At 36.9% G+C, this 23,790-nt stretch carries 24 protein-coding genes, 1 other RNA gene and 1 pseudogene; 14 read left to right on the top strand and 12 right to left on the bottom strand.

Annotation, left to right across the window (positions count from 1 at the left end):
• Window positions 1-2: 2 nt before the first annotated feature.
• The 5 genes from sbcB (at window position 3) to ssrA (ending at window position 4,192) form a co-directional block, all read left to right on the top strand.
• Entirely contained in the window at window positions 3-1,421 is a 1,419-nt protein-coding gene (gene sbcB, locus L5B83_RS08020; RefSeq protein WP_265778097.1) for an exodeoxyribonuclease I, read from the top strand.
• A 266-nt stretch (window positions 1,422-1,687) separates the two neighbouring features.
• On the top strand, window positions 1,688-2,614 hold the full coding sequence (locus L5B83_RS08015) for an aKG-HExxH-type peptide beta-hydroxylase (protein WP_265778096.1): 927 nt from the start codon (window positions 1,688-1,690) through the stop codon (window positions 2,612-2,614).
• A complete protein-coding gene (locus L5B83_RS08010) occupies window positions 2,596-3,237 on the top strand; it encodes an MFS transporter (protein ID WP_265778095.1) in 642 nt (213 codons plus the stop codon). The genes L5B83_RS08015 and L5B83_RS08010 overlap by 19 nt, the downstream gene beginning before the upstream one ends.
• Window positions 3,238-3,287: 50 nt before the next feature.
• Window positions 3,288-3,716, top strand: coding sequence for a hypothetical protein (locus tag L5B83_RS08005; RefSeq protein WP_265778094.1), 429 nt, complete (start codon window positions 3,288-3,290; stop codon window positions 3,714-3,716).
• 110 nt (window positions 3,717-3,826) lie between these two features.
• Window positions 3,827-4,192, top strand: a transfer-messenger RNA (tmRNA) gene (gene ssrA / locus L5B83_RS08000).
• A gap of 151 nt (window positions 4,193-4,343) precedes the next feature.
• On the opposite strand, the gene L5B83_RS07995 is transcribed toward ssrA, so the two are convergent.
• The 10 genes and pseudogenes from L5B83_RS07995 to L5B83_RS07950 all read right to left on the bottom strand — a co-directional run bounded on the left by L5B83_RS07995 (window position 4,344) and on the right by L5B83_RS07950 (window position 9,918).
• Window positions 4,344-4,826: a DUF2726 domain-containing protein gene (locus L5B83_RS07995; RefSeq protein WP_265778092.1), complete on the bottom strand. Its 483-nt coding sequence runs from the start codon at window positions 4,824-4,826 to the stop codon at window positions 4,344-4,346.
• A gap of 112 nt (window positions 4,827-4,938) precedes the next feature.
• Window positions 4,939-5,045 (bottom strand): annotated as a pseudogene (locus L5B83_RS07990) (IS1595 family transposase); the annotation flags it as partial.
• Window positions 5,046-5,149: 104 nt separating this feature from the next.
• A complete protein-coding gene (locus L5B83_RS07985; protein ID WP_265778091.1) occupies window positions 5,150-5,389 on the bottom strand; it encodes a DUF1496 domain-containing protein in 240 nt (79 codons plus the stop codon).
• A gap of 48 nt (window positions 5,390-5,437) precedes the next feature.
• Window positions 5,438-5,608 (bottom strand): YodC family protein, encoded by a 171-nt coding sequence (locus L5B83_RS07980; protein WP_265778090.1) that lies wholly within the window; start codon window positions 5,606-5,608, stop codon window positions 5,438-5,440.
• Window positions 5,609-6,448: 840 nt separating this feature from the next.
• Window positions 6,449-6,907 (bottom strand): ClpXP protease specificity-enhancing factor, encoded by a 459-nt coding sequence (locus L5B83_RS07975; RefSeq protein WP_265778089.1) that lies wholly within the window; start codon window positions 6,905-6,907, stop codon window positions 6,449-6,451.
• A 12-nt stretch (window positions 6,908-6,919) separates the two neighbouring features.
• On the bottom strand, window positions 6,920-7,558 hold the full coding sequence (gene sspA / locus L5B83_RS07970) for a stringent starvation protein SspA (RefSeq protein WP_250350247.1): 639 nt from the start codon (window positions 7,556-7,558) through the stop codon (window positions 6,920-6,922).
• Between the two features lie 217 nt (window positions 7,559-7,775).
• Entirely contained in the window at window positions 7,776-8,168 is a 393-nt protein-coding gene (gene rpsI / locus L5B83_RS07965; RefSeq protein WP_017806615.1) for a 30S ribosomal protein S9, read from the bottom strand.
• Between the two features lie 16 nt (window positions 8,169-8,184).
• A complete protein-coding gene (gene rplM, locus L5B83_RS07960) occupies window positions 8,185-8,613 on the bottom strand; it encodes a 50S ribosomal protein L13 (RefSeq protein WP_017806616.1) in 429 nt (142 codons plus the stop codon).
• A 257-nt stretch (window positions 8,614-8,870) separates the two neighbouring features.
• Window positions 8,871-9,599, bottom strand: coding sequence for a tRNA pseudouridine(65) synthase TruC (gene truC / locus L5B83_RS07955; protein ID WP_265778088.1), 729 nt, complete (start codon window positions 9,597-9,599; stop codon window positions 8,871-8,873).
• Window positions 9,586-9,918, bottom strand: coding sequence for a YqcC family protein (locus L5B83_RS07950; RefSeq protein ID WP_265753885.1), 333 nt, complete (start codon window positions 9,916-9,918; stop codon window positions 9,586-9,588). The genes truC and L5B83_RS07950 overlap by 14 nt, the downstream gene beginning before the upstream one ends.
• A 140-nt stretch (window positions 9,919-10,058) precedes the next feature.
• Here L5B83_RS07950 and L5B83_RS07945 point away from each other — a divergent pair, with 140 nt between their 5' ends.
• The 4 genes from L5B83_RS07945 to ppnN are packed head-to-tail and all read left to right on the top strand — an operon-like array spanning window position 10,059 to window position 13,549.
• A complete protein-coding gene (locus L5B83_RS07945; protein ID WP_265753886.1) occupies window positions 10,059-10,835 on the top strand; it encodes a Zn-ribbon-containing protein in 777 nt (258 codons plus the stop codon).
• Between the two features lie 54 nt (window positions 10,836-10,889).
• Window positions 10,890-11,315 carry a VapD gene (locus L5B83_RS07940; protein ID WP_250350243.1) on the top strand — a complete coding sequence of 142 codons (426 nt, stop codon included), beginning with the start codon at window positions 10,890-10,892 and terminating at the stop codon, window positions 11,313-11,315.
• Window positions 11,316-11,332: 17 nt separating this feature from the next.
• Entirely contained in the window at window positions 11,333-12,175 is an 843-nt protein-coding gene (gene queF / locus L5B83_RS07935; protein ID WP_265753887.1) for an NADPH-dependent 7-cyano-7-deazaguanine reductase QueF, read from the top strand.
• A 9-nt stretch (window positions 12,176-12,184) separates the two neighbouring features.
• The gene (gene ppnN, locus L5B83_RS07930) at window positions 12,185-13,549 is read left to right on the top strand and encodes a nucleotide 5'-monophosphate nucleosidase PpnN (protein ID WP_265778087.1); all 1,365 of its coding nucleotides are present in this window, start codon (window positions 12,185-12,187) and stop codon (window positions 13,547-13,549) included.
• Between the two features lie 67 nt (window positions 13,550-13,616).
• On the opposite strand, the gene glnS is transcribed toward ppnN, so the two are convergent.
• Window positions 13,617-15,275, bottom strand: a complete 1,659-nt coding sequence (glnS, locus tag L5B83_RS07925; RefSeq protein ID WP_265778086.1) for a glutamine--tRNA ligase — start codon at window positions 15,273-15,275, stop codon at window positions 13,617-13,619.
• A gap of 232 nt (window positions 15,276-15,507) precedes the next feature.
• Here glnS and L5B83_RS07920 point away from each other — a divergent pair, with 232 nt between their 5' ends.
• The 4 genes from L5B83_RS07920 to L5B83_RS12475 all read left to right on the top strand — a co-directional run bounded on the left by L5B83_RS07920 (window position 15,508) and on the right by L5B83_RS12475 (window position 20,417).
• A complete protein-coding gene (locus L5B83_RS07920; protein WP_265778085.1) occupies window positions 15,508-16,674 on the top strand; it encodes an efflux RND transporter periplasmic adaptor subunit in 1,167 nt (388 codons plus the stop codon).
• Window positions 16,675-16,691: 17 nt separating this feature from the next.
• A complete protein-coding gene (locus tag L5B83_RS07915; RefSeq protein WP_265778084.1) occupies window positions 16,692-18,626 on the top strand; it encodes a MacB family efflux pump subunit in 1,935 nt (644 codons plus the stop codon).
• Window positions 18,627-18,733: 107 nt separating this feature from the next.
• Complete coding sequence (tdeA, locus tag L5B83_RS07910) at window positions 18,734-20,122, top strand: toxin/drug exporter TdeA (protein ID WP_265778405.1); 1,389 nt, start codon at window positions 18,734-18,736, stop codon at window positions 20,120-20,122.
• Between the two features lie 43 nt (window positions 20,123-20,165).
• Window positions 20,166-20,417: an IS630 transposase-related protein gene (locus tag L5B83_RS12475; protein ID WP_442780629.1), complete on the top strand. Its 252-nt coding sequence runs from the start codon at window positions 20,166-20,168 to the stop codon at window positions 20,415-20,417.
• Between the two features lie 382 nt (window positions 20,418-20,799).
• On the opposite strand, the gene L5B83_RS07900 is transcribed toward L5B83_RS12475, so the two are convergent.
• Window positions 20,800-21,021, bottom strand: a complete 222-nt coding sequence (locus L5B83_RS07900; RefSeq protein ID WP_250350488.1) for a hypothetical protein — start codon at window positions 21,019-21,021, stop codon at window positions 20,800-20,802.
• Window positions 21,022-21,384: 363 nt separating this feature from the next.
• Here L5B83_RS07900 and L5B83_RS07895 point away from each other — a divergent pair, with 363 nt between their 5' ends.
• The gene (locus tag L5B83_RS07895; RefSeq protein ID WP_265778083.1) at window positions 21,385-23,619 is read left to right on the top strand and encodes a nitric-oxide reductase large subunit; all 2,235 of its coding nucleotides are present in this window, start codon (window positions 21,385-21,387) and stop codon (window positions 23,617-23,619) included.
• Window positions 23,620-23,790 lie beyond the last annotated feature (171 nt).

The raw sequence follows: 23,790 nt of genomic DNA, 5'->3' as shown, positions 1-23,790 counted from the left end.
TAATGCAAGATAATTTTAGTTTTTTTGTTTACGATTACGAAAGTTTTGGGGTTAATCCCGCCACGGATCGCCCTGCGCAATTTGCCGGTATTCGTACTGATAAAGATTTTAATATTATTGGTGAGCCTGTGATGTTTTATTGCAAGCAAACTAATGACTATTTACCTTCACCCACTGCGGTAATGGTAACGGGTATTACGCCACAACAATGCAACGAACAAGGTTTATCTGAACCAGAATTTGCCCAGCGAATTTTGCAAGAATTCTCACAGCCAAATACTTGTGTAATGGGGTTTAATAATATCCGTTATGACGATGAAATGACCCGTTATACCTTTTATCGGAATTTTATCGATCCTTACGAATATAGTTGGAAAAATGGTAATTCTCGCTGGGATTTACTGGATTTAGTGCGTGCCTGTTATGCCTTGCGACCAGAAGGCATAAACTGGGTTTATGATGATGAGGGAATGCCCTCGTTCCGCTTAGAAAATTTAACCAAAGCCAATGGGATAGAGCATAGCAATGCCCACGATGCAATGGCTGATGTGTATGCAACTATTGAAATGGCAAAATTAATCAAAGAAAAACAGCCAAGATTATTCCAATTTTTCTTTGAACATCGCGATAAAAAATCCCTTGAAAAAATGATTAACACCGCAGAAATGACACCCTTGGTTCACGTTTCAGGAATGTTAGGAAATTATCGTGGCAACACTACTTGGATTGCCCCTTTAGCCTGGCATCCAACCAATAAAAATGCGGTCATTGTGTGTGATTTAGATAGTAATATTGATGATCTGCTCAATAAAAGCGCAGATCAATTACGCCAGAATTTATACACGAAAAAAGCAGAATTGGAAGAACAAGGCATTTTGCCAGTGCCATTAAAATTGGTGCATATCAATAAATGCCCAATTTTAGCTCCAGCCAAAACCCTATTACCTGAAAATGCACAACGTTTAGGCATTAATCGTCAAGATTGCTTAGCAAACCTTGCTAGATTACGTGCAGATCTCAATATCCGTGAAAAAGTGCTACAAATTTTCACCGATGAACGGACATTTGAGCCAAACGATAATGTGGAAACTGAATTATACAGTGGCTTTTTTGGCATTAATGATAAAAATAATATGGCGATTTTGCGTGATTTACCGCCTGAAAAACTCTCAGAACACAATCTAACATTCCAAGATAAGCGAGTAGAAGCGTTGTTATTCCATTACCGTGCGCGGCATTTCTATAAAACCTTGAGCAGAGCAGAGCAGGTACGATGGGATAAATACCGCCGTAACAAGTTAGAAAAAAGTGCGGTGCAATTTGAGCAAGAATTACAAAGCCTTGTGGAAGAGAATCAAAATCACCCTGAAAAATTGGCATTGTTGCAGCAAGTTTATGAGTATGTGCTTCTTTTACTCTAAAGAGTCGCTTTGAAGTATTTTAACATTTATTTGTTTTTTTTAATTTGATCAGTTGATAAATTTAAATTGCTTCCTTACTTGAAAGAGGCAGAAATTATTAACATATTAAAGGAGAAAAAAATGAAAAAACTTAACACTAAGAAGTTACTAAAAATCAAATCTGTTATAGCAGGTTGGTCTTTTAGCCATTAATTTCAAATAATGAAATAAAGCATAGATAGTAATTATCTATGCTTTCATCTAAGTTTGTTTCCTAAGGAGAAAATATGTGTCATATAGTGGATACAAATTATAATCACTCTAATTTTAAACTACAGTTTTGTGGTGCTCTTATATCATCTATAAACTACCTGAGAGAGTTTTTAGATATGCCTCCAAGCAAAATTAAATCTATCAACTGGAAAATAAGTGCCGCTCATTATCTAGCCATAAAGAGAGTGGAAGATAATAAATTTGATGAAGCTAAAAAGTATCTACATTTTATTGAGTCTATATGTGTTCAGCAAGGGGTTAATTTATCTCCTTTATATCAAGAAACTACCTATGAACTTGATATGATCCTCGAAATAATGAAGGATAATAATCAAATTAGATTTGAATTTTGTAATGCAAAAGATGATGCGTTTATTAATCATGAAATAATGAAGTTAAATGATGCATTAGAAGCTATAAAAGAATATGATATAAACTCTTTCAATGAAATTTATGAGTTTATTGATACTATTTTTCTAACAAAAGAGCTAGATAATGGTGCTAGATTTATGCGCTCAGGCACTAATTTTTATATGTGGGGTGCAATATTTATATGTATAAATGAAAATTATTCTATTCCTTATTATATAGAACACATCATTCATGAGTGTGGACATACGGCATTAAATATTTTAAATGCTAATGATGAGTTAGTTAACAATGAGGCTGACGAATTATTTGATGCTCCTCTAAGAAAAGATAAACGTCCAATGATCGGTTTATTTCATGCTTTGTTTATTCTAAATAGAATATGTAGTACATTTGAAAAGATCCTATTAAATTTGGATTATATCTATTATGATGATGTTAAATTAATTTATAATGATAGATTAATGAAATTAAAAAATACATATAGAATAGTAAAACAATATGGAAAATTAACAGAACTAGGGAAAAATATAATAAATGAAATAGAGGCAAAATGGAATTTGCGTTACTAAAAAAAGAATATAGGATTGATCTTTTATTCTTTTTAAATTCTATTGTTTCAACACTCCCCATTATTTTGGTAATTTTCTTTTTATCAAATAAAAATATTACAGAAAATGATATTTCTTTACTATTTTCAATTAAATTCTGGGGAGTTGCAATCTTCTCTTGCTTATATTTTCCCCTTTGCCGAAGGCTAACAATTAAACATATTATTATATGTTCTTTTTTTCTAAGATTTCTCGCTTACTTTTATTTTTTATTTAACCCTACCTTTTATGGGGCAGTTATCCTAATTTCAGTTACTGCATTAGCAACAGCCTTATTTTCGACAGCATCTAAAATTTATTTACAAAATACTTCACACGATATTGCAAGAAGTTTATCACAACGGTTTACTTTAAATAATATTGGTGTAGCGATAACACCATTCTTACTCAATCTATTTGGGTGTTTTAATGGGTTAGTTATTTTCTCTTTATTTATTATTGTAATGGCAATGTGTTTAAGTTTTAAACTTAGGGATATTCAGCAATCAGCACAGAATAATCACCAAGAAAATAAATTTGCATTGAATTTCACTTTGTTAAGTGCAATATTTTTAGCCTGCATGGCGTTTTCAGTTTTTATTTAATTTATGAGAAAGAGATCCCCGTAATGATGAGTATAAATAATCAAAAAGAGATGTATTCTAGCATCGTATTATTGAATACAATGTTGATTATTATGCTACAAATCCCTATTTATGCTTATGTAACAAAATTTATTGGTGATATGAATGCACTATTATTGGCGTATATAAGCTGTTTTCTTTTCTACATTCCTCTTTATTGGGAAAAGGGAAGTACAGGCTCAATATTTCTTTTTGTTATTGGTATTACTTATCTAGAAATGTTCTTTACTACCGCATTGGATAGTATCATTATTCGTTATAGTCATAAGCAATCAAAATATTATTTTATTGCATTTAATTTTCTGTTTGCTATTGATATTAGCCTCTCATCTTGGATTATTCACTCTGAAAAGTGGCTGTTACCTAGCTTATCCACATTACTTATTCTACTCTCTATTTCTCTGTACAGATTATCTTCTAAGAGGAAAAATTATTCATAATTTTATGATGTGTAAAGATATCTAAATTTTATATTTCTTCTTTTTTATTGAAATTTTGTTAAATTTACTTTTAATAGCATAATTATTTTGGTAGAATTGGCTTAAATTTTGGGGCTGATTCTGGATTCGACGGGATTAGCGAAGCCCAAGGTGCACGTCGAGGTGCGGTAGGCCTCGTAAATAAACCGCAAAAAAATATTCGCAAACGACGAACAATACGCTTTAGCAGCTTAATAACCTGCTCATAGCCTTCTCTCCCCAGCTTCCGCTCGTAAGACGGGGATAAAGAGGAGTCAAACCCAAACGAGATCGCGTGGACGCCTCCGCTTGAGGATCGAAACGTTAAATTGAATCAAGCTAGCTTAACTATCGCGTGTCTGTCCGCAGTGGTTAAGTGAAATTAAAGATAGACTAAACGTGTAGTGCTGAAGGTAGAGTAGTTTCGGACGGGGGGTCAACTCCCCCCAGCTCCACCAATTCTTTTGTATCTTTTCTGTTTTAACAGTTCAATAAAATCAATCACTTAGTTGTTTTATTGTTTCCTTGTTTAACCTCGTTTTAGTAATGGTTCTTTCATTTTTTCTGTAAACTTCCCACGCTTTATTTTGCAGAAAACAAGGGGCAGTTTCAGTTTTTTATTTTCTCCCAAACCCGCTTTTTCAACGTTTCTAAATCTAATGCTTTTAGTGCTTCAACATCAATTCTTAATGTATTAAGTCCAATATATTTGAAAAATTTATCTCTTTCTTTATCCGATTGTTTTTTGCTCTTATGAATAGGTCCGTCAAGCTCAATAATCAGTAAGGCTTCTAATTGTTGATTGCAAAGGAGAAAATCAACGCGTTTTTGATTAATCTTCCAAAATAATTTCTGGTTGTATTGTTTCGGTGTTGCAATACAAGAAAAGGGGATTTGAGGGAAAATATAGTAATCAGGAAACGTCATTTTTAATTTTTGAAATAATTGCTGTTCAGAATGATTCATTAACCTTGTTCTTTTATATAAACGTCCGTCTAATGGGCGAGGTTTTCTTTGTCTAAATACGGCAATAAAAAAGAGAGCCAAAGCAACTAAGCACGCAATCAATATTTGCAAAGTGGTTATCTTCATTTGTCATTTATCCCATTAATTATATTTTTAACATTACGTCCTTATTTGACTTTTATTTAAGTAACCCCCATTAAATTTAAAGGAACTAACAAATTCGTCAGTTCCTATATCTATATAAATTCTTAATTCCGTTTATGTGCTTATGATTTTCAGCAAAAACGTACTGTAATTGATATGAAAATGACTAAACTCACTCATATCAAGTGCATCATAACTACGAACCTTACGCGACTTTTCTCATTGGTTCATTCTAACCTAAATGGAGTTTTTAGTAGTTATCTAGTACAACAGCCCCCAAATTTTTTAGACGTTAATTTAAGAATTTATTTACCCCAAGACAGTGTTTTATCAAATACATCTATGTTATATGTACCACATTTTAGCGTCATTCCTTCAGCTTTGATAATACTACCTTTAGAGTACTGTTTGCCGCCATAGATACAAAATTTTGCACTATCTGGCTTTGTTTCTGGGAGTGATTTATAGACTTTTCTTTCAAAAGAAGGCTGCTGACAAGCTACCAATAGTAAAGCTGTGATAGAAATTATTAATAATTTTTGCATTATAACCTCACATTTTATTATTTTTAATCTTAAGCAGGTAGCTCAGACTTATTCGTAAATAAATAACGCAGTTTTAGGAAAACTTTCCTTAAATTGGCGATTATTACTATCGAACCACATACATACTACTTCTTCGTTATCTTTTTCTGATATAACAGTCATCAAAGGTCCACCTGACTTAAGTTGAACAGTGTCACCAAGTTTAATTTTATTTTCCATTGCATTTCTCCTTAGAAAGAACGTTGAAAGAAAAGCTTATGCAAAAATTTGCATAGCCCAATGATACGAATATATCCTCGTATCATTTTGGCACAAGATCGTTTCTTGTTCAACTAGTAAAAGTGATTTATGTATAACTCAGTGATTTTATTAATCTGTAGCTTTCACTAACCCAATAACTAACTTTGCATAATGGCTTTTCAGATTACGTTACAATTTTTAGCGGACATAATAGGTTATATGTGCTCTGTCGAGAGATTGCGATCTTAATGCCATCACCTCATCTTAATTAAACCCGTTCATCTTTAATTTTCCTTTACATTTTATCTCGCTCAGTGGGTAAAGCATTAAAACAATGCGTTACAACGCTGTAAACTTCCTTGATTTTATCTTGTTTAACTAGTAAAAGTGGTCTGTGTATAAGTCTGTGATTCCCTTAACCCGTAGCTTTCACTAACCCGATAACTGATTTCGCATAATGTATATTATGTTAAATAATGGAAGTATAAAAGTAACTTTTATTACTCTCTTTTGTTGAGCTTATTGCATCGCTAATATTTTATGTTACGCTTTATTTATTGCAGCATTATCTTATTTTTTAAATTGCTGTGCTGTTATGGTGATGTGGTAATTTACCCTTGATTTCTACAATAGATAAATTGTGAAACTTATTAAAGAAAGAGAAAAATTCGATTGATGTTTTTGTTACAGGGTTACAAAATAATTAAACAAGGTCGATAGAAATGAAAAAAATAAGGGTTTTATAAATTAGGGATATAAAAAAGTGCCTGCACGATTTGTTTAATACAGGCACTTAAAAGACATTAGGGGCAATAATAATTAATCAATAAAACGTAATTTTGGAGAGGATTTATTGCTAGATGATTTTTCTATTGGTTTGGTTTTATCAACAGCTTCAACGAAACTTAACGGCTGCTCATCTTGAATTTCATCTTGTTGGGCAAGATCACCTTCAAATTCCTCTGGTTCAAACATAATGCCATCACCACTTTCTCTTGCATAAAGAGCAATAAGCGCCCCCATAGGAATAAAAATTTCTTGCGGTATGCCTTGAAAACGCGCATTAAATTGCACAAAATCATTGGTTAATTGCAAGTTTCCCGTTGCATTCATTGAGATATTTAATACGATTTGCCCATCTTTGACGTATTCAGCTGGTACTTTTACCCCAGCATACGTTGCATCAACCGCCAAATAAGGCGTACAATCATTATCTATAAGCCAATCATAATAAGCTCTTAAGATATAAGGACGTTTCGGTGAGAATTTACGCTCCATAACTCCTCTCTTTTATTTGTCATCCATTAGATTTTTAGGTGCAACTTCACCAACGGATTGCTTGAAAGAATCTCTTTGATACACGCGTTCCATATAATTTTTGATTGCTTTACTTCCCGCTCCTGCAAATTGAATACCTAGCTTCTGCATACGCCATAATAAAGGGGCAATATAGCAATCGACCAAGCTAAATTCTTCACTCATAAAATAAGGTGTTTGATTGAAAATTGGTGCAATAGCCAATAATTCTTCTTTTAATTGCTTTGTAGCCTGCTCTTTCTCAGACTCATCGCCTTGCTCAATTTGGTTTAGTAAAGAATACCAATCTTGCTCAATTCTTAACATTAATAAACGGCTTTTACCACGAGATACAGGATAAACAGGCATTAATGGCGGATGCGGAAAACGCTCATCAAGGTATTCCATAATAATACGAGAATTAAATAGCACTAAATCACGATCTACCAAGGTTGGTAATGTTCCATAAGGGTTTAATTCCATTAAATCTTCAGATACAGAACCTAGAGCCATTTCTTCCATTTCATAAGGCACGCCTTTTTCCGCTAATACAATGCGAACCTGATGGCAATAAATATCTTCTTGATTGGAAAAAAGGGTCATTATTGAACGTTTACTTGATGCACTACTCATTTTATTCCTCTGCTAACCTTTTGCTTATCTGTCATTTTAAATTAAGGGCAATATTTTACCATAAATTATAGGGAAATAGCTAAGTAAATTTATTCAATACTACTCTATCTTATTGATAACAAATTGAATTTTCTTGTAATGATTGGTTTAATAAATTTAGAAAAGAAAAATGGCAAGTGAAAACTTGCCATTTGAACAATATTTGAATAAGAAACGATTAACGTTTTGAGTATTGTGGGCGACGACGTGCTTTGTGTAAACCCACTTTTTTACGTTCAACGCGACGTGCATCACGAGTAACAAAGCCTGCTGCGCGTAATGCTGGACGTAATGTTTCATCATATTCAATTAATGCACGAGTGATACCGTGACGTATTGCACCCGCTTGACCTGAAATACCACCACCTTTAACTGTGATGTATAGGTCTAATTTATCAGTTAATTCAACCAATTCTAATGGCTGACGTACGATCATACGAGAAGTTTCGCGACCAAAATATACGTCTAATTCACGTTGGTTGATAGTAATTTTACCACTGCCCGGTTTGATAAATACACGAGCTGAAGAGCTTTTGCGGCGACCTGTGCCGTAGTTTTGATTCTCTGCCATTTTTCTCACCTCGTGATTAAATATCTAAAACTTGTGGTTGTTGTGCTGCGTGTTCGTGGTTAGGACCAGCGTACACTTTTAATTTACGATACATTGCACGGCCTAATGGACCTTTTGGCAACATACCTTTAACCGCAATTTCAATCACTGCTTCAGGACGGCGAGCAATCATTTCTTTAAATGTCGCTTGTTTGATACCACCTACATAGCCAGTGTGCCAGTAGTAAATTTTATCGCTTTCTTTTTTACCTGTTACGGCAACTTTGTCCGCATTGATAACGATGATATAGTCACCTGTATCAACGTGTGGAGTGTATTCAGCTTTATGTTTACCACGAAGACGACGTGCTAATTCAGTCGCTAAACGACCTAACGTTTTACCTGTCGCATCTACTACATACCAGTCACGTTTAACTGTTTCTGGTTTTGCTACAAAAGTTTTCATTAATTAATTACCAATAAAATAATATTAATACCCAGTGTTCAACATTGAACACAACCATTAATCTCAATCTGCACCCCTTCGAGTGGATCTCGATAAAATAATGTGCGGTGGGAAAGCCAACACATTCACAGGGTCGGGCGATTATACAAGAGCTTTAAGGAAAAAACAAATGAAAAAAGCACCGCACTTTGAAATTCTTAGTCCTTTTTCTTAGCAAGTTCGTTCACTTAATGTTTTAGAATGTTCTAGTTAAGGGGTTACCCTACCCCATTCCAAGAAAAAGCATCGAACAAGCGTTGCCATTGTTCATCTAAAGGTGCGGTGATTTTTAGCCAATTTTTTGCTATAGGGTGAATAAAGGTAAGTGTTTCTGCGTGTAGCATTAACCGATGCACGCCTGTATGTTCAGTTAAAGCGCGATTTTGATGTAAATCGCCATATTGAGTATCCCCTAAAATGGGGTGGAAAATATGCTTTAAGTGACGACGTAACTGATGTTTTCTTCCTGTGTGTGGAATTAACCTCACTAAAGAATAACGACTCGTTTGATAGCGCCCTACCCCATAAGGCATCTCTACTACCTTCAATCCTTCATAATCGGTGATAGCCTCTTGTGGTGCTTTATCTTGCTGAGCAAATTTATCGGCAATTTTATCCAATTGCACTTTCAGCGGATAATCAATCCTTCCCGGCTCTTTGAGATAACCGCGTACCACCGCTAAATAGCTTTTTTCAACCTGCTTCTGCTCAAATTGTTCGCACAGCAATTTGGCTATTTCAGCATTTAAGGCAAAAAGCAACACCCCAGAGGTTGGGCGATCTAAACGATGAATAGGAAAAACGTGCTGCCCAATTTGATCGCGCAAGGTTTGCATTACAAATTGGGTTTCGTGACGATCAAGCCAACTACGATGCACCAACATTCCAGCTGGCTTGTTCACCGCGATCAAATATTCATCTTGGTAAAGAATATCAAGTGCGGTCATTTTGTGCGTTACAAATTTCTTCGATGGCTTTCAACGGCTCAATTAAGCGTTGCACGGCAATAATATCTTGCTCTTTCAAGGCTTCTTCAATGTAAGGTACGATAGCCATTTTATGCGGTAATGGTTCACTGCTTTCGATAACGGCATACATTCTTGGAATAAACACCCATTGTAGCCATTCGTGTGCATTCATTGTATCAATACAAAATGGCTCAACGCTGTCAAAGGCGGCAGCTTCAGGGGGAACGGCTTGCCAAATCGCTAATTCTTCCATCGCTTTTTGTAATTGTTGTAACTGGTATTTTGTTTGTTCACGCATTGTGGTTTCCTTAATTTGCTTTCTCATCTCATTCTGCCTAAAATGTGGCATTCGCCTTAGTGCAAAACTGAAGGCGTTATGATACCACAAAGCCAAATGCGAAAAAACGCAATCGCTTTCTTGATAAATTAAGGCAGAAAATGTATTTAATTGAGGCTTTTTTTACCCTTACCCAACCTAATAATGTGGCTTACCCATTGATTAATCAAGTGATTGAACAATGGCGCTATAATGGGCAAATTCTTGGGCGAGAAATCCCCCTTTTCCACGCTGAACTAGAAAACCAGCAAGGGATTGCAGTGCGTGTCGTTTGTCCTGAACAGCAAAGTTTGTTACCCGAATTTAATAATGTGGCGGTACAAACAGCGTTAGAGAAAGCACAACGTGCAGGAATAAATTTCGATAGTTTCCAAGTTATTGCTGATGATTTAAATTCGGATCTCACCTATCAAGGTAAACGCCCTAGCTGGCAAGTGCTTTATACTACTTATTTACAATCTTGCTCGCCATTACACAGTGGGGAGGATAACTTGCCTATCCCACTATATAAATATTTTAAAAATGCCCCGCACTTGAGTTTAGATCTCATTAAATGGCAAGAAAATTGGCAGGCTTGTGATCAATTACAAATGAACGGCACAGCATTAGAACAGCACGCCCTTGCGGAAATTTCCGATCTACATAGTCATTTATCTAAACACGGCTATGCCTTATGCCAAGAAATAGAGCAACACACGGGGATTCCTACCTATTATTATTTATACCGCATTGGTGGCGAAAGTTTACAAGCCGAACAACGACGCCGCTGTCCAAGCTGTAATCAAAATTGGGCATTAAAAACACCGCTCTTTGGTTTGTTTGATTTTAAATGTGATCAGTGCCGATTGGTATCCAACCTTTCTTGGCACTGGCAATAGGCACACTAAAAGAATATATTACTTAGAAAATGATATAACCACAGGAATTGTACAATGAGTCGTTATTTAATCACTTTTGATATGGACACGAATTGCCTTAAAGAGAATTATCACGGAAATAACTATAATAATGCGTATTATGATATTAGGAATGTATTAGACCAACACGGCTTTGATAATTTACAAGGGAGCGTATATTTAGGCAGAGAAGGAATTAGTGAGGCTCACGGAACTATCGCAATTCAAGAACTTACCGCTAAATTTGATTGGTTTTATCCTTGCATTTCAAATATTAAATTTTATCGTATTGAAAGTGATCTCAATGCTGACTTCATTGCTTATCAAATTCATCAAGCAAAACAACGATTTAATCAAAGATTAGCAATGCTAGAAAAAAATCTCATTGACGCTGGATTAACGCAAAAGCAAATTACAGAAATATTAAGTAAAGAAGTTTTTGCTTTAGAAGATATGAAATAATCAAACAAGGAAAAACAATGAATTACAATCACGAAAGTTTACACGCCTTAAAACTTGGGCAAGAAACAAAATATGCACAAAATTATGACCGCACTTTACTGCAAGCCGTACCTCGCCAATTAAACCGTGAGCAGCTTGGGATTGTGGAAAATCAACCTTTTACTTTTGGGGCTGATATTTGGACGGCTTATGAAATCTCTTGGCTTAATGCCAAAGGTGTGCCACAAGTTGCCATTGCTGATGTGGAAATTGATTTCCGCAGTGAAAATTTAATCGAATCAAAAAGTTTTAAACTTTATCTCAACAGTTTTAATCAAAGTCATTTCGAGACGGCTGAGCAAGTGCAACAACACTTACAGCAAGATCTAGCAAATTGTGCGAATGGGCAAGTCAAGGTGCAGTTAAATTCTTTACAAAATTACCACCGCACTTTTATTGACGAATTACAAGGCGACTGTATTGATGATCAGGATATTGAAATTCGTGATTACCAATTCAACCCTAATTATTTAGCAAATTGCACACAAGAGGCGAAACAGGTGGAAGAACAGTTAGTGAGCCATTTGCTCAAATCAAATTGTTTAATCACCCAACAACCTGACTGGGGATCCTTGCAAATTCATTATGTAGGCAAGCAGATTGATCGGGAAAAATTGTTACGTTATTTGATTTCATTCCGTCAGCATAATGAATTTCACGAGCAATGCGTTGAACGAATTTATTGTGATTTAATGCGCTTTGCTCAGCCAGAAAAACTCACAGTTTATGCCCGTTATACACGCCGTGGTGGGCTGGATATTAATCCGTTCCGCTCGAATTTTCAAAGCGTGCCGCACAATACACGCTTAGCCAGACAATAGGAGGTTGCAGTGGCAAATATTCATTATGTTAATCCACGAGGGAGTATGGAACAGCTCTCACATCTTGAAGTGGAATTACTCACCAAGCAAGCGAAAAGCGAACTGTATCAACTGTATCGCAACTGCTCTCTTGCCGTGCTAAATTCTGGTGCGGTAACCGATGACAGCCGTAAATTATTAAATCAATATCCTGATTTTGATATTGAATTGGTGGCGACAGAGCGTGGTATCACCCTGAAGCTACATAATCCGCCAGAAAGTGCCTTTGTAGATCAACATATTATCCGCAATATTCAATATCATCTTTTTGCTGTATTGCGTGATATTGTCTTCGTAAATGTGCTAAGCCAACGGATTAATCCTTGTGATATCCAAGATAGCGTACACATCACCAATCAAGTCTTTTCTATTCTGCGTAATGCCAAAGCCTTGATCGTGGGTGAATTACCTAATTTGGTCGTGTGCTGGGGTGGCCATTCCATCAATCAAATTGAATACCAATATTGTCGTGCAGTAGGGCTAGAATTGGGGCATCGCGAATTAAATATCATCACAGGCTGCGGACCGGGTGTAATGGAAGCCCCAATGAAAGGGGCTGCGATTGGCCACGCAAATCAACGCTATAAACATAGTCGTTTTATCGGCATTACAGAGCCTTCAATCATCGCGTCTGAGCCACCTAATCCTATCGTTAATGAATTAATTATTATGCCGGACATCGAAAAACGCCTTGAAGCTTTTGTGCGTATGGGACACGGTATTATTATTTTTCCCGGTGGGCCGGGAACATTTGAAGAATTACTTTACATTCTTGGCATCAAACTCAATCCAGAAAATCAAGCGCAATCTATTCCATTAATCTTAACGGGGCCAAAAGAAAGCGCGGATTATTTTGCTACGATTGATCGTTTTATTGGCGAAACCTTAGGAAAAGAAGCACAATCTTTGTATAAAATCATCATTGATGATCCGGTGGCTGTAGCGCGTCATATAAAATCGGCTGTTGAAGATATTCGTCATTTACGCTATGAAAATAACGATTCTTATGGGTTCAATTGGTCATTAAAAATTGATCCTGAATTTCAACAACCATTTATCCCTACTCACGAAAATATGGCAAATTTAGATTTGCATATGAACCAAAGCAAAGTTAGCCTTACCGCTAATCTTCGCCGTGTATTCTCAGGAATTGTAGCGGGTAACATTAAGCCTGATACGCAAGATCGCATTGCGGAATTAGGTAAATTTCAGCTCAAAGGCGATAAAGATTTAATGGAGAAAGTGGACAATGTACTACAAGATTTCATTACCCAGCATCGAATGAAACTCCCAGACGGCGAGGCTTATGAGCCTTGTTATGAGATTATTAAATAATCTACCATAAAAAAACGGTAGAAATTCTGCTCAAATTTCTACCGCACTTATTTTTTTCAAGGAAAAACTAGAACCCTTCTTTCAAACTTACGGTTAAGTTGAAAATCAGGTGTTCAGGGTGGCTGTCTTTGCTATCAGCACAGAAATAGCCTTCACGTTCAAATTGATACGCTTTTTCTTCTTTTGCGTTAGCTAAACTTTTTTCCACAAAACCGTGTTTTACGACTAAAGAATTTGGATTTAGCACTTCATAAAGTTCTTCCGCTGCGCTTGGGTTTGGCACGGTGAATAATTTGTCGTATAAACGAAATTCAGCTGGTACATTGTCGGTGGCAGAAACCCAGTGAATTACGCCTTTTACTTTACGTCCATCGGCTGGATTTTTGCCTAAAGTTTCAGGATCATAAGTACAATACACGGTAGTGATATTACCTTCCGCATCTTTTTCTACACGCTCAGCCTTAATCACATAAGCATTACGCAAACGCACTTCTTTGCCTAATACTAAACGTTTATATTGTTTATTTGCTTCTTCACGGAAATCCGCTTGATCAATATAAATTTCTTTGGTAAATGGCAGTTGGCGATGGCCTAATTCTTCACGATTTGGGTGATTTGGTGCGGAAAGCATTTCTTGCCCGTCAAAGTTCTCAATGACAAGTTTTAATGGATTAATCACTGCCATTGCACGCGGCGCATTTTGGTTGAGATCATCACGAATACAAGATTCTAACGCACTAAATTCTACCACGTTATCTTGCTTAGTTACCCCAATACGACGGCAAAATTCACGGATTGAAGCAGGAGTGTAGCCACGGCGACGTAAACCTGAAATAGTTGGCATACGCGGATCGTTCCAACCATCAACCACTTCATCTTCTACTAATTTTAATAATTTACGTTTAGATGTCAGCGTGTATTCTAAATTTAAACGAGAAAATTCATATTGATGTGGCAATGGGCGTTTAATAGAAATATGCTCAAGCACCCAATCGTATAAACGGCGATTATCTTGGAATTCCAATGTACATAATGAATGCGTAATGCCTTCAATCGCATCTGAAATACAATGAGTGAAGTCATACATTGGGTAAATGCACCATTTATTTCCAGTGTTGTGATGTTCAGCAAATTTAATGCGATATAACACGGGATCACGCATTACCATAAATGGCGATGCCATATCAATTTTAGCTCGCAAACTTGCTTTTCCTTCAGCAAATTCGCCATTTTTCATTTTCTCAAATAACGCTAAATTTTCTTCCACGCTACGATCACGATAAGGACTGTTTTTACCCGGTTCGGTCAGTGTGCCACGATATTCACGCATTTGCTCTGGTGAAAGTTCATCAACGTAAGCAAGTCCCTTTTCGATCAGTTCAATGGCATAACCATAAAGCGCATCAAAATAATCGGAGGCATAACGTGCTTTACCTTCCCAGTGAAAGCCAAGCCATTCTACATCCTGTTTAATCGAATCCACATATTCCACATCTTCTTTAACCGGGTTGGTATCGTCAAAACGCAGGTTACACAAACCTTTGTAATCTTCTGCAATACCAAAATTTAAACAGATAGATTTTGCGTGACCAATATGTAAATAGCCATTTGGTTCCGGTGGGAAACGGGTATAAACGTGGTTTACTTTTCCTGCTTCCAAATCTTCATCAATAATATGACGAATAAAATTGGTAGGTTGATGTTCATTCTCTGTAATATGGCTCATTTTGACCTCAAAATATTCTCGATTTTTGTAAAAAAATTGCCGTCCATTCTACTATGTTTACAGGCAGAATTCAAAAGTGCGGTTGATTTTCCTTGCATAAATGATACAATTCACGCCCTAAAAATGAACGAACGTTCATTCAGTGTAAATTAATTGTTCTTAAGATCTTCTTAAGAAAGATTTTCTACTATAATCATCAAATAAAACCGTTGTTATTTTTCTCGGAGTTTTTATGCGTAAAAAAACGATTTTTTCCCTGCTTGCCATTGGGCTAATGGTATTTGGTGCTTATAGTTATTTCACTCATTCTAATCAACAAGAAACCACCTATTTAACCGAACAGGTTCATCGTGGTGAGATAAAAAAATCTGTCATTACTGCTGGCACGGTACGAGCCTATAATCGTGTAGAAGTCGGTGCGCAAGCCTCAGGTAAAATTGAAAAAATTCACGTTGTACTAGGACAGCACATCAAGCAAGGCGATTTAATCGCAGAAATTGACTCAAAAAATCAAGTGAATGCGTTAAATTCAGCACAAGCGGAATTAAAGGCTTATCAAGCTCAACTTAACGCCAAGCAAGTGGCTTACAATGTGGCCAAATCGGCCTATGATCGTCTTGCGAAATTATATGCAAGTAAATCAACCTCCTTAGATGAACTGAATGCGGCAAAGAATAATTTATCTGCCACTAAGGCGGCAATTTCTGAAGTGGAAGCCTCCATTCAACGTGCTGAAATTCAGGTGGATACGGCTAAAACAAACTTGGCATACACAAAAATTCTTTCACCTCTTGATGGCACAGTCATTTCCATTCCGGTCTCTGAAGGTCAAACAGTCAATGCGAATCAAACCACCCCAACTATTGTACAAGTCGCTGATTTAACTAAAATTTTAATTAAACCCGAAATTTCTGAAGGGGATATTACAAAAGTAAAAGCAGGAATGAAAGTGGAGTTCACTACCCTTTCCGATCCAGATAAAGTGTATCAATCCACCATTCATTCTGTTGATCCTGCCATCACCACGCTCACGGATAATGAATATAAAGAAAGTGCGTCAGATACCAGCGCTGTTTATTACTACGCGAATGTATTGGTAGATAATCCTGATAACCAGCTACGCATTGGAATGACCACACAAAATACGATCATCATTGCCGATGAACAAAATGCCTTGCTTATTCCGACAATTACGTTACACAAAGAAGGAAAAGAAACCTTTGTTAATCTATTAATAGATAATAATAAAGTAGAAAAACGCAAAGTTGTTACAGGGTTAAGTGATGATATGAATACGCAAATTCTAAGTGGCTTATCAGAAGGCGAAAAAGTGATTTCCTCACAAGTAACCCGCGATGAAAAAGTAGGTAATTCATTCCGTGGCCCTCGAATTTTATAAAGTGCGGTGGTTTTTTTATGAATATTATTGAATTAAGCCACATTAACAAATTTTTTGGTGAAGGTGAAAACCGCACGCAGGTGTTGAAAGATATTAATTTGGATATTAAAAAAGGGGATTTTATTGCCATTATTGGGCAATCAGGTTCTGGCAAATCCACCTTAATGAACATTATTGGCTGTCTGGATACCGCAACATCAGGTTCTTATAAAGTGGAGGGGTTAGAAGTAAGCCAGCTAAATCGTGATCAACTTTCTGATTTACGCCAGAAAAAATTCGGCTTTATTTTTCAACGCTATAACCTACTTTCAACATTAAGTGCGGTGGAAAATGTGGCGCTTCCTGCGATTTATGCAGGTATTGATCAACCTACTCGCCTACAACGAGCCAAGCTCTTATTAGAAAAATTAGGATTGGGTGATCGCTTAGAAAACAAGCCAAATCAGCTTTCGGGTGGTCAACAACAACGTGTGAGTATTGCACGTGCCTTGATGAACGGGGGAGAAATTATTCTGGCTGATGAACCCACTGGTGCATTAGACAGCAAAAGTGGCGAAACGGTGATGGATATTCTCACCCAGCTACACAGCGAAGGTCACACCATTATTTTGGTAACACACGATAAAAACGTGGCAAATTTTGCAAATCGCATTATTGAGATCAAAGACGGCAAAATTATTGAAGATCAACGCAAATCGGAGCAAATTAGCCAAAAGCAAGACATCGCACCGCAAAGCAATAAAAGCCGATTACAATTTTATAAAGATCAGTTTATTGAATCTTTCAAAATGTCTATTAAAGCCATTGTAGCACATAAACTACGTTCCTTACTCACTATGTTAGGGATTATTATTGGCATTACTTCGGTGGTTTGTGTGGTCGCCTTAGGGAACGGTTCACAACAAAAAATCCTAAGCAATATCAATGCAATAGGGACGAATACCATGGATATTTATAACGGAACGGGCTTTGGCGATCGGCGCGCGGTGAAAAATCAAAATCTCACTGTGGCAGACGCGAATATGCTCGCCAAGCAAAGTTATATTGCCAGTGTAACACCAAACAGTTCCGTGAATGGCACCTTAACTTATGGCAATCAAAGTTTTACCGCTCAAGTACGCGGTGTAGGAGAACAATATTTTAATGTGCGAGGGTTAAGCAAAGCAGAAGGGGTATTCTTTACAGCGGATGCGGTAAAACACAGCGAGCAAGTGGCTGTCATTGATGAGAACACGTTACGCGAAGTGTTCAACGATCAAAATCCACTAGGTAAAATTTTGATGATTAATAAAAAACCATTGCGTATCATTGGGATAGCAACTAACAATAATATAGGAACAAACAATTCTAGCTTGAATATTTATATCCCTTACACAACGGCGATGAACAAAATTTCAGGCAATAAAAAAATTAGCTCAATCACAGTGAAAATTCGTGATGAAATTAGTTCAAAAGTGGCGGAAAAAGATCTCACTCGCTTATTAACTGTGCGTCACGGTAAAAAAGATTTTTTTGTATTCAATACCGATACGATTAAACAAACTATTGAAAAAACAACAAATACAATGACATTGTTGATTTCTTCCATTGCCATTATTTCCCTTGTAGTGGGTGGCATTGGGGTGATGAATATTATGCTGGTTTCAGTTACCGAACGCACCAAAGAAATTGGTGTGCGAATGGCAATTGGCGCAAGACAATTTAACATCTTGCAACAATTTTTAATTGAAGCGGTATTGATTTGTTTAATTGGTGGCATTACGGGTGTCATACTATCAATGGTATTAGGCACCGTATTTAATTGGTTGGTGAAAGACTTTACGATGATTTTTTCCACCTTCTCAATTATTGCTGCCCTACTCTGTTCAAGCTTAATTGGTGTAATTTTTGGTTATATGCCGGCGAAAAATGCTTCGCAATTAAATCCAATTACCGCTTTAGCTCAGGAATAGTTTTTTGATAAAATTTCAACAATCAAGCAAATAAAAACTCGGTAAAATAACACCGCACTTTATTTGCTTAACATTTTATTACGAATTTATTTAATAAGGAAAAAATGATGTTAAAACAATCCAAACTCTCACTTGCTATTGGCTTGTCTGTGTTGTTAGCTGGCTGTGCGAATCTTGATGATTCTTACAACGCTTCACAACAAGATTTCCAACAATATGAAGAATTAACCAAACAATACCATATCCAAGAGAATTGGTGGACACTGTACAAAGATCCGCAACTCAATCAACTAGTTGAACAAGCACTGGTCAATAATAAAGATTTAGCCAAAGCCGCCATTGCGGTAAATACCGCACTTTATAATGCAAATTTAATTGGGGCGAATTTAGTACCGAATTTCAGCGGTTCTGTTTCTTCTTCTGCTAGTCGTAATATTAATACGGGCGCCCCAAATCCACAAACCGGTTCTGTTTCAACAATCTCTCACGGTGGCTCATTAAACGTCAGCTATACGCTAGATTTATGGCGTCGTTTAGCTGATTCGGCTTCTGCAGCAGAATGGCGACACGCTGCGACAGAGCAAGATCTTGAGGCGGCACGTATTTCATTAATCAATTCCGTCATCTTAACCTATTATCAGCTTGGTTACTTAAATGATGCCATCAGCACCGTGAATAAAACCATTAATTACTATTCCGAAATTAATCGTATTATGCAAAATAAATTCCGCCAAGGGGTTGCCGATCGTGCAAGTTCGGATCAAGCACAACAAGCGGTTTTAACAGCGCGTAATAGCTTAATCAATTATCAAACGCAAAAGAAAACAGCGGAAGCGACATTGCGTAACTTATTGAATTTAAAACCAAGCGATCCATTAAAAGTGAACTATCCACATATTCTTAACGTGAAGAATGTGGGCGTAAACCTGAATGTCCCCCTATCAGCGATTGCAAATCGTCCAGATGTAAAAGGTTATCAATACCGCTTGAACAGTGCGTTCAAAGACGCTAAAGCAATGCAAAAAAGCTGGTTCCCAAGCATTACTTTAGGCGGTAGCTTAGGTTCTAGTGGAAACAAAATTGATAATGCATTCAATACACCAATTGCAGGTGGGACGGTCGGAATTAGCTTGCCATTCTTGAACTGGAATGTTGTGAAATGGAACGTAAAAATTTCAGAATCAGCCTATGATTTAGCATTAGTGAATTTTGAGCAAAGTATTACAAAAGCATTAAACGATATTGATACTAATTATTTTGCTTACAGCCAAGCACGTCAAAACTTTGCGAACTTAAAACAAACTTATGATTACAATAAACGTATCACGCAATATTATAAAAATCGCTATGATGCAGGCATTTCTGAATTAAGAGAATGGCTAAACGCCGCGAGCACCGAGCGTAATTCTGAGCTTTCTATTTTGAACGCTAAATATAATCTTATTCAAAGTGAAAATGCGGTTTATAGTGCAATGGGGGGATATTATCGTCAATAAGGCAGGTAACAAGCTGCGAATATCAATAAACTCGGTCTGATTCTTGCACCACAGCAAACAACAAAAAATTGATGATACCGAGTTATTAGAAGATGTGCGTCTTTATCCAGATGCTTATCAATATGAGCGTGCAAAATGTCTAGGCTGTTCTACAAGTGGTATCTTCTTTACTTTATGGCACTTAGGTATCACTTATAAAAAGATGCTGAAGCCCCTCAAAGTCTGCCCCAAGATGAGAGACACTTTTCAGAAAAGCATAAAAAAACTCAAAATAGCGGGCAGAAATTTGATTTAATAATTTATTCAGGCACGATGGATAGCCGTTTATTTGGCGAGTATTGCTGCCTGAATTAACTGAACAATCTGTTATCGTGGTGGATAATGCTCGCTTTCATCGGATGTCTGTTTTAGCAGAGACTGCAGAAAAAGAGGGACAAAATACCAGCGCTTGCGCTTTATTCTCCCTAGCTTAATCCAATTGAAAAAGTGTGGGCGAATATTAAAAAACATCTACGAAAAGTGCGGCATAAAATAGGTAATTTTATGATTACACTAATGAGTGGTTTTAACTATAGTTACAAAAAATGAGATTTTCTTAGGCTAAAAATCTCATTTAGTGTTTAAATAAAATTGAAAAAATTTGCTAAGAGAGAATACCTTAGTTTACAGAAAGCGAATTAGCTCACCACATAAGGAATGTTGGTGATGCCTGATTCTGCTAAAGCCGCGATAACATCTTGTGCCTCAACATTCTCACCGAAAACGGCAACAACTTCTGCTACATCTTCGCCTTTTTGTTTCGTTTCTTCTGCCGATACCGCACCGATATTTAATAGTTCAGAAACTAAATCGTGAGCGAAAATGCGGGTTGTTGTAAATGTAATCGTTAATGTACTCATAAACTTTTCCTTCTATAAATCAATATCAAAATAATGGTGTACTAGCCTAAAGATTGCTGTAACGCAGAAAATTTTAGCACTATTCTGAAAAAATGCGATGCAAAATCTTTCTTATCTCAATAAATGTCAAACTTGCCATAATGGAAGCCTGCTGTCAAAAAGTGGCTAATAAATTTTGATCTAAGACAAGAAAATCGCATTTAGATCACGCACACATAAAATAGTTGATAAAATTAGTCGGGTATTAATACGATATTTAAGGTTAAGTATTATTTTTTGTAAAGAAATAACCATTTATCCTTAGCACACAATAGCAATGCGATTGCTATGGTTTATTCTATTTTTATGTATGGAGAATTGATTATGGGGCAATATAAAAAGCTCTGGTACACGTTGATCGTTGTGCTTATCGGGGCATTTTCTATTCTGGGTTATTTTGGGGTAGATATTTATCGGGAAGCACCGCCTATTCCTGAAAAATACATCAATGAAAATGGTGAGACCCTGATTACCAAAAATGATATTTTGCAAGGTCAAACTGCTTGGCAAACGACTGGCGGAATGCAACTTGGCTCAATCTGGGGACACGGTGCATATCAAGCACCTGATTGGACAGCTGACTGGTTACACCGTGAATTGACCAACTGGTTAGATATTACAGCACAAAAAGAATTTGGTAAAAATTTTGATCAATTAAATGACGATCAAAAAGCCATTTTACAAGCGCGTCTTACTCGTGAATATCGAGGCAGCAAAGTCGAAAATGGTGTTGTACAATTATCTGATACACGTCAGCAAGCCATTGAAAAAACAGCACAATATTATATTTCGCTATATGGTGATGATCCGCAGTTCAAACTCACTCGCGATCATTTTGCGATGAAAGATAACACCTTGCCCGCATTAGCAGATCGTCAAGATTTAACGAAATTTTTCTTCTGGACAGCTTGGACTGCCTCGGCGAATCGTCCAAATACAGAGGCAACTTATACCAATAACTGGCCACACGAACCACTCATTAATAATGTGCCAACCGCAGAAAATATTATGTGGTCTATTGCCAGTGTTGTCTTCCTGATTTTAGGCATTGGTATGATGGTTTGGGTGTGGGCATTTAAGAAAAAAGAAGATGAGAAAGATCCAATTCCTGATGCCGTTGATCCGATAACTAAAATTCAACTCACCCCTTCACAAAAAGCGCTTGGTAAATATTTATTTACGGTTGTGGCGTTATTTATTGCACAGGTTACGTTTGGGACTATCGTCGCACACTATACGGTTGAAGGTCAGGATTTTTATGGTATTCCATTATCAGATTACCTTCCCTATTCCCTCATTCGTACTTGGCACGTACAAAGTGCGTTGTTCTGGATTGCTATGGCATTTTTAGCGGGCGGATTATTCCTAGCCCCAATTATCAATGGCGGTAAAGATCCAAAATATCAAAAATTAGGCGTAGATATCCTCTTTTGGGCATTAGTGGTGTTGGTTGTCGGTTCCTTTACCGGAAGTTATTTAGCCATTGCACATCAAATTCCAAAAGAATTAAGCTTTATGTTCGGTCATCAAGGGTATGAATTTATTGACCTAGGACGTTTCTGGCAAGCGGTAAAATATGCCGGTATTTTGTTCTGGCTAGTGCTAATGCTACGTGGCACAATCAATGCGTTTAAACAGCCGGGAGATAAAAATTTACTCGCGTTGTTCTTTGCTTCTGTCATTGCAATCGGGCTATTCTATGGGCCAGCCCTCTTTTACGGAGAACATACTCACTTATCTGTAATGGAATATTGGCGTTGGTGGGTTGTGCATCTTTGGGTGGAAGGCTTCTTTGAAGTATTCTCGGTTGCTGCACTATCCTTTATTTTTGTCAGTTTAGGGCTTGTTTCACGCCGCACAGCAACTGTTTCCACAATTGCATCTGCCTCGATTTTCCTTATTGGTGGTATCCCCGGCACTTTCCATCATCTTTACTTTGCTGGTGCGACCACCCCTATTATTGCGGTAGGCGCTTCATTCTCTGCATTAGAAGTTGTTCCCTTAGTTTTGCTCGGTTATGAGGCTTGGGAACATTGGTCTATGCAACAAAAAGCTCCTTGGATGGAACGTTTAAAATGGCCAATCTATTGCTTCGTGGCTGTTGCATTCTGGAATATGTTAGGAGCGGGTGTGTTTGGCTTCTTAATCAATCCACCTATCTCGCTTTACTATGTTCAAGGGTTAAACACCACAGCAGTACACGCACACGCCGCCTTATTTGGCGTTTATGGTTTCCTTGCCTTAGGATTTGTATTCTTAATCGTACGTTACTTACGCCCAACCCACCAATTTGATGATAAATTGATGAAATTTGGTTTCTGGAGTTTAAATCTGGGTTTAGTTGTAATGATTATCTCAAGTCTACTACCAATTGGTGTTATTCAAGCTCACGCTAATATGGTACACGGGTTATGGTATGCGCGTGGCGAAGCCTTTATGCAACAAGAACTTTTTGTTACCTTACGCTGGGTGCGTATGGTAGGCGATGTTATCTTCGGCTTAGGGGCATTAGCTTTCTTCTGGCAAATGGTGAAAATGGTGTTTGCAAAACAAAAATAAGTCGCTAACCTCTTGCTATTCCTCTGCTTATAAAGAGGAATGATGAGACTTCATCAAAAAATCAAGTGCGGTCAAAAATTTTCATTTTTTTGACCGCACTTTCATTATATCCATCGTCTGATGTTAAAAGGCTATCTCCTGCACTGCTTTTTATAACGGCGCTGTTATCTT

This window comes from Avibacterium sp. 21-599 (genome assembly GCF_026226765.1).
GTDB lineage: Bacteria > Pseudomonadota > Gammaproteobacteria > Enterobacterales > Pasteurellaceae > Avibacterium.
The sequence above is the reverse complement of the archived record's forward strand: the minus strand, read 5'-3'. Positions and strand labels throughout refer to the sequence as shown.

What these genes read in the sequence shown, in the direction of transcription:
- sbcB (WP_265778097.1), top strand. Translation starts at nt 3, where the DNA reads ATGCAAGATAATTTTAGTTTTTTTGTTTACGATTACGAAAGTTTTGGG.
- L5B83_RS08015 (WP_265778096.1), top strand. Translation starts at nt 1,688, where the DNA reads ATGTGTCATATAGTGGATACAAATTATAATCACTCTAATTTTAAACTA.
- L5B83_RS08010 (WP_265778095.1), top strand. Translation starts at nt 2,596, where the DNA reads ATGGAATTTGCGTTACTAAAAAAAGAATATAGGATTGATCTTTTATTC.
- L5B83_RS08005 (WP_265778094.1), top strand. Translation starts at nt 3,288, where the DNA reads ATGTATTCTAGCATCGTATTATTGAATACAATGTTGATTATTATGCTA.
- L5B83_RS07995 (WP_265778092.1), bottom strand. Translation starts at nt 4,826, where the DNA reads ATGAAGATAACCACTTTGCAAATATTGATTGCGTGCTTAGTTGCTTTG.
- L5B83_RS07985 (WP_265778091.1), bottom strand. Translation starts at nt 5,389, where the DNA reads ATGCAAAAATTATTAATAATTTCTATCACAGCTTTACTATTGGTAGCT.
- L5B83_RS07980 (WP_265778090.1), bottom strand. Translation starts at nt 5,608, where the DNA reads ATGGAAAATAAAATTAAACTTGGTGACACTGTTCAACTTAAGTCAGGT.
- L5B83_RS07975 (WP_265778089.1), bottom strand. Translation starts at nt 6,907, where the DNA reads ATGGAGCGTAAATTCTCACCGAAACGTCCTTATATCTTAAGAGCTTAT.
- sspA (WP_250350247.1), bottom strand. Translation starts at nt 7,558, where the DNA reads ATGAGTAGTGCATCAAGTAAACGTTCAATAATGACCCTTTTTTCCAAT.
- rpsI (WP_017806615.1), bottom strand. Translation starts at nt 8,168, where the DNA reads ATGGCAGAGAATCAAAACTACGGCACAGGTCGCCGCAAAAGCTCTTCA.
- rplM (WP_017806616.1), bottom strand. Translation starts at nt 8,613, where the DNA reads ATGAAAACTTTTGTAGCAAAACCAGAAACAGTTAAACGTGACTGGTAT.
- truC (WP_265778088.1), bottom strand. Translation starts at nt 9,599, where the DNA reads ATGACCGCACTTGATATTCTTTACCAAGATGAATATTTGATCGCGGTG.
- L5B83_RS07950 (WP_265753885.1), bottom strand. Translation starts at nt 9,918, where the DNA reads ATGCGTGAACAAACAAAATACCAGTTACAACAATTACAAAAAGCGATG.
- L5B83_RS07945 (WP_265753886.1), top strand. Translation starts at nt 10,059, where the DNA reads ATGTATTTAATTGAGGCTTTTTTTACCCTTACCCAACCTAATAATGTG.
- L5B83_RS07940 (WP_250350243.1), top strand. Translation starts at nt 10,890, where the DNA reads ATGAGTCGTTATTTAATCACTTTTGATATGGACACGAATTGCCTTAAA.
- queF (WP_265753887.1), top strand. Translation starts at nt 11,333, where the DNA reads ATGAATTACAATCACGAAAGTTTACACGCCTTAAAACTTGGGCAAGAA.
- glnS (WP_265778086.1), bottom strand. Translation starts at nt 15,275, where the DNA reads ATGAGCCATATTACAGAGAATGAACATCAACCTACCAATTTTATTCGT.
- L5B83_RS07920 (WP_265778085.1), top strand. Translation starts at nt 15,508, where the DNA reads ATGCGTAAAAAAACGATTTTTTCCCTGCTTGCCATTGGGCTAATGGTA.
- L5B83_RS07915 (WP_265778084.1), top strand. Translation starts at nt 16,692, where the DNA reads ATGAATATTATTGAATTAAGCCACATTAACAAATTTTTTGGTGAAGGT.
- tdeA (WP_265778405.1), top strand. Translation starts at nt 18,734, where the DNA reads ATGTTAAAACAATCCAAACTCTCACTTGCTATTGGCTTGTCTGTGTTG.
- L5B83_RS07900 (WP_250350488.1), bottom strand. Translation starts at nt 21,021, where the DNA reads ATGAGTACATTAACGATTACATTTACAACAACCCGCATTTTCGCTCAC.
- L5B83_RS07895 (WP_265778083.1), top strand. Translation starts at nt 21,385, where the DNA reads ATGGGGCAATATAAAAAGCTCTGGTACACGTTGATCGTTGTGCTTATC.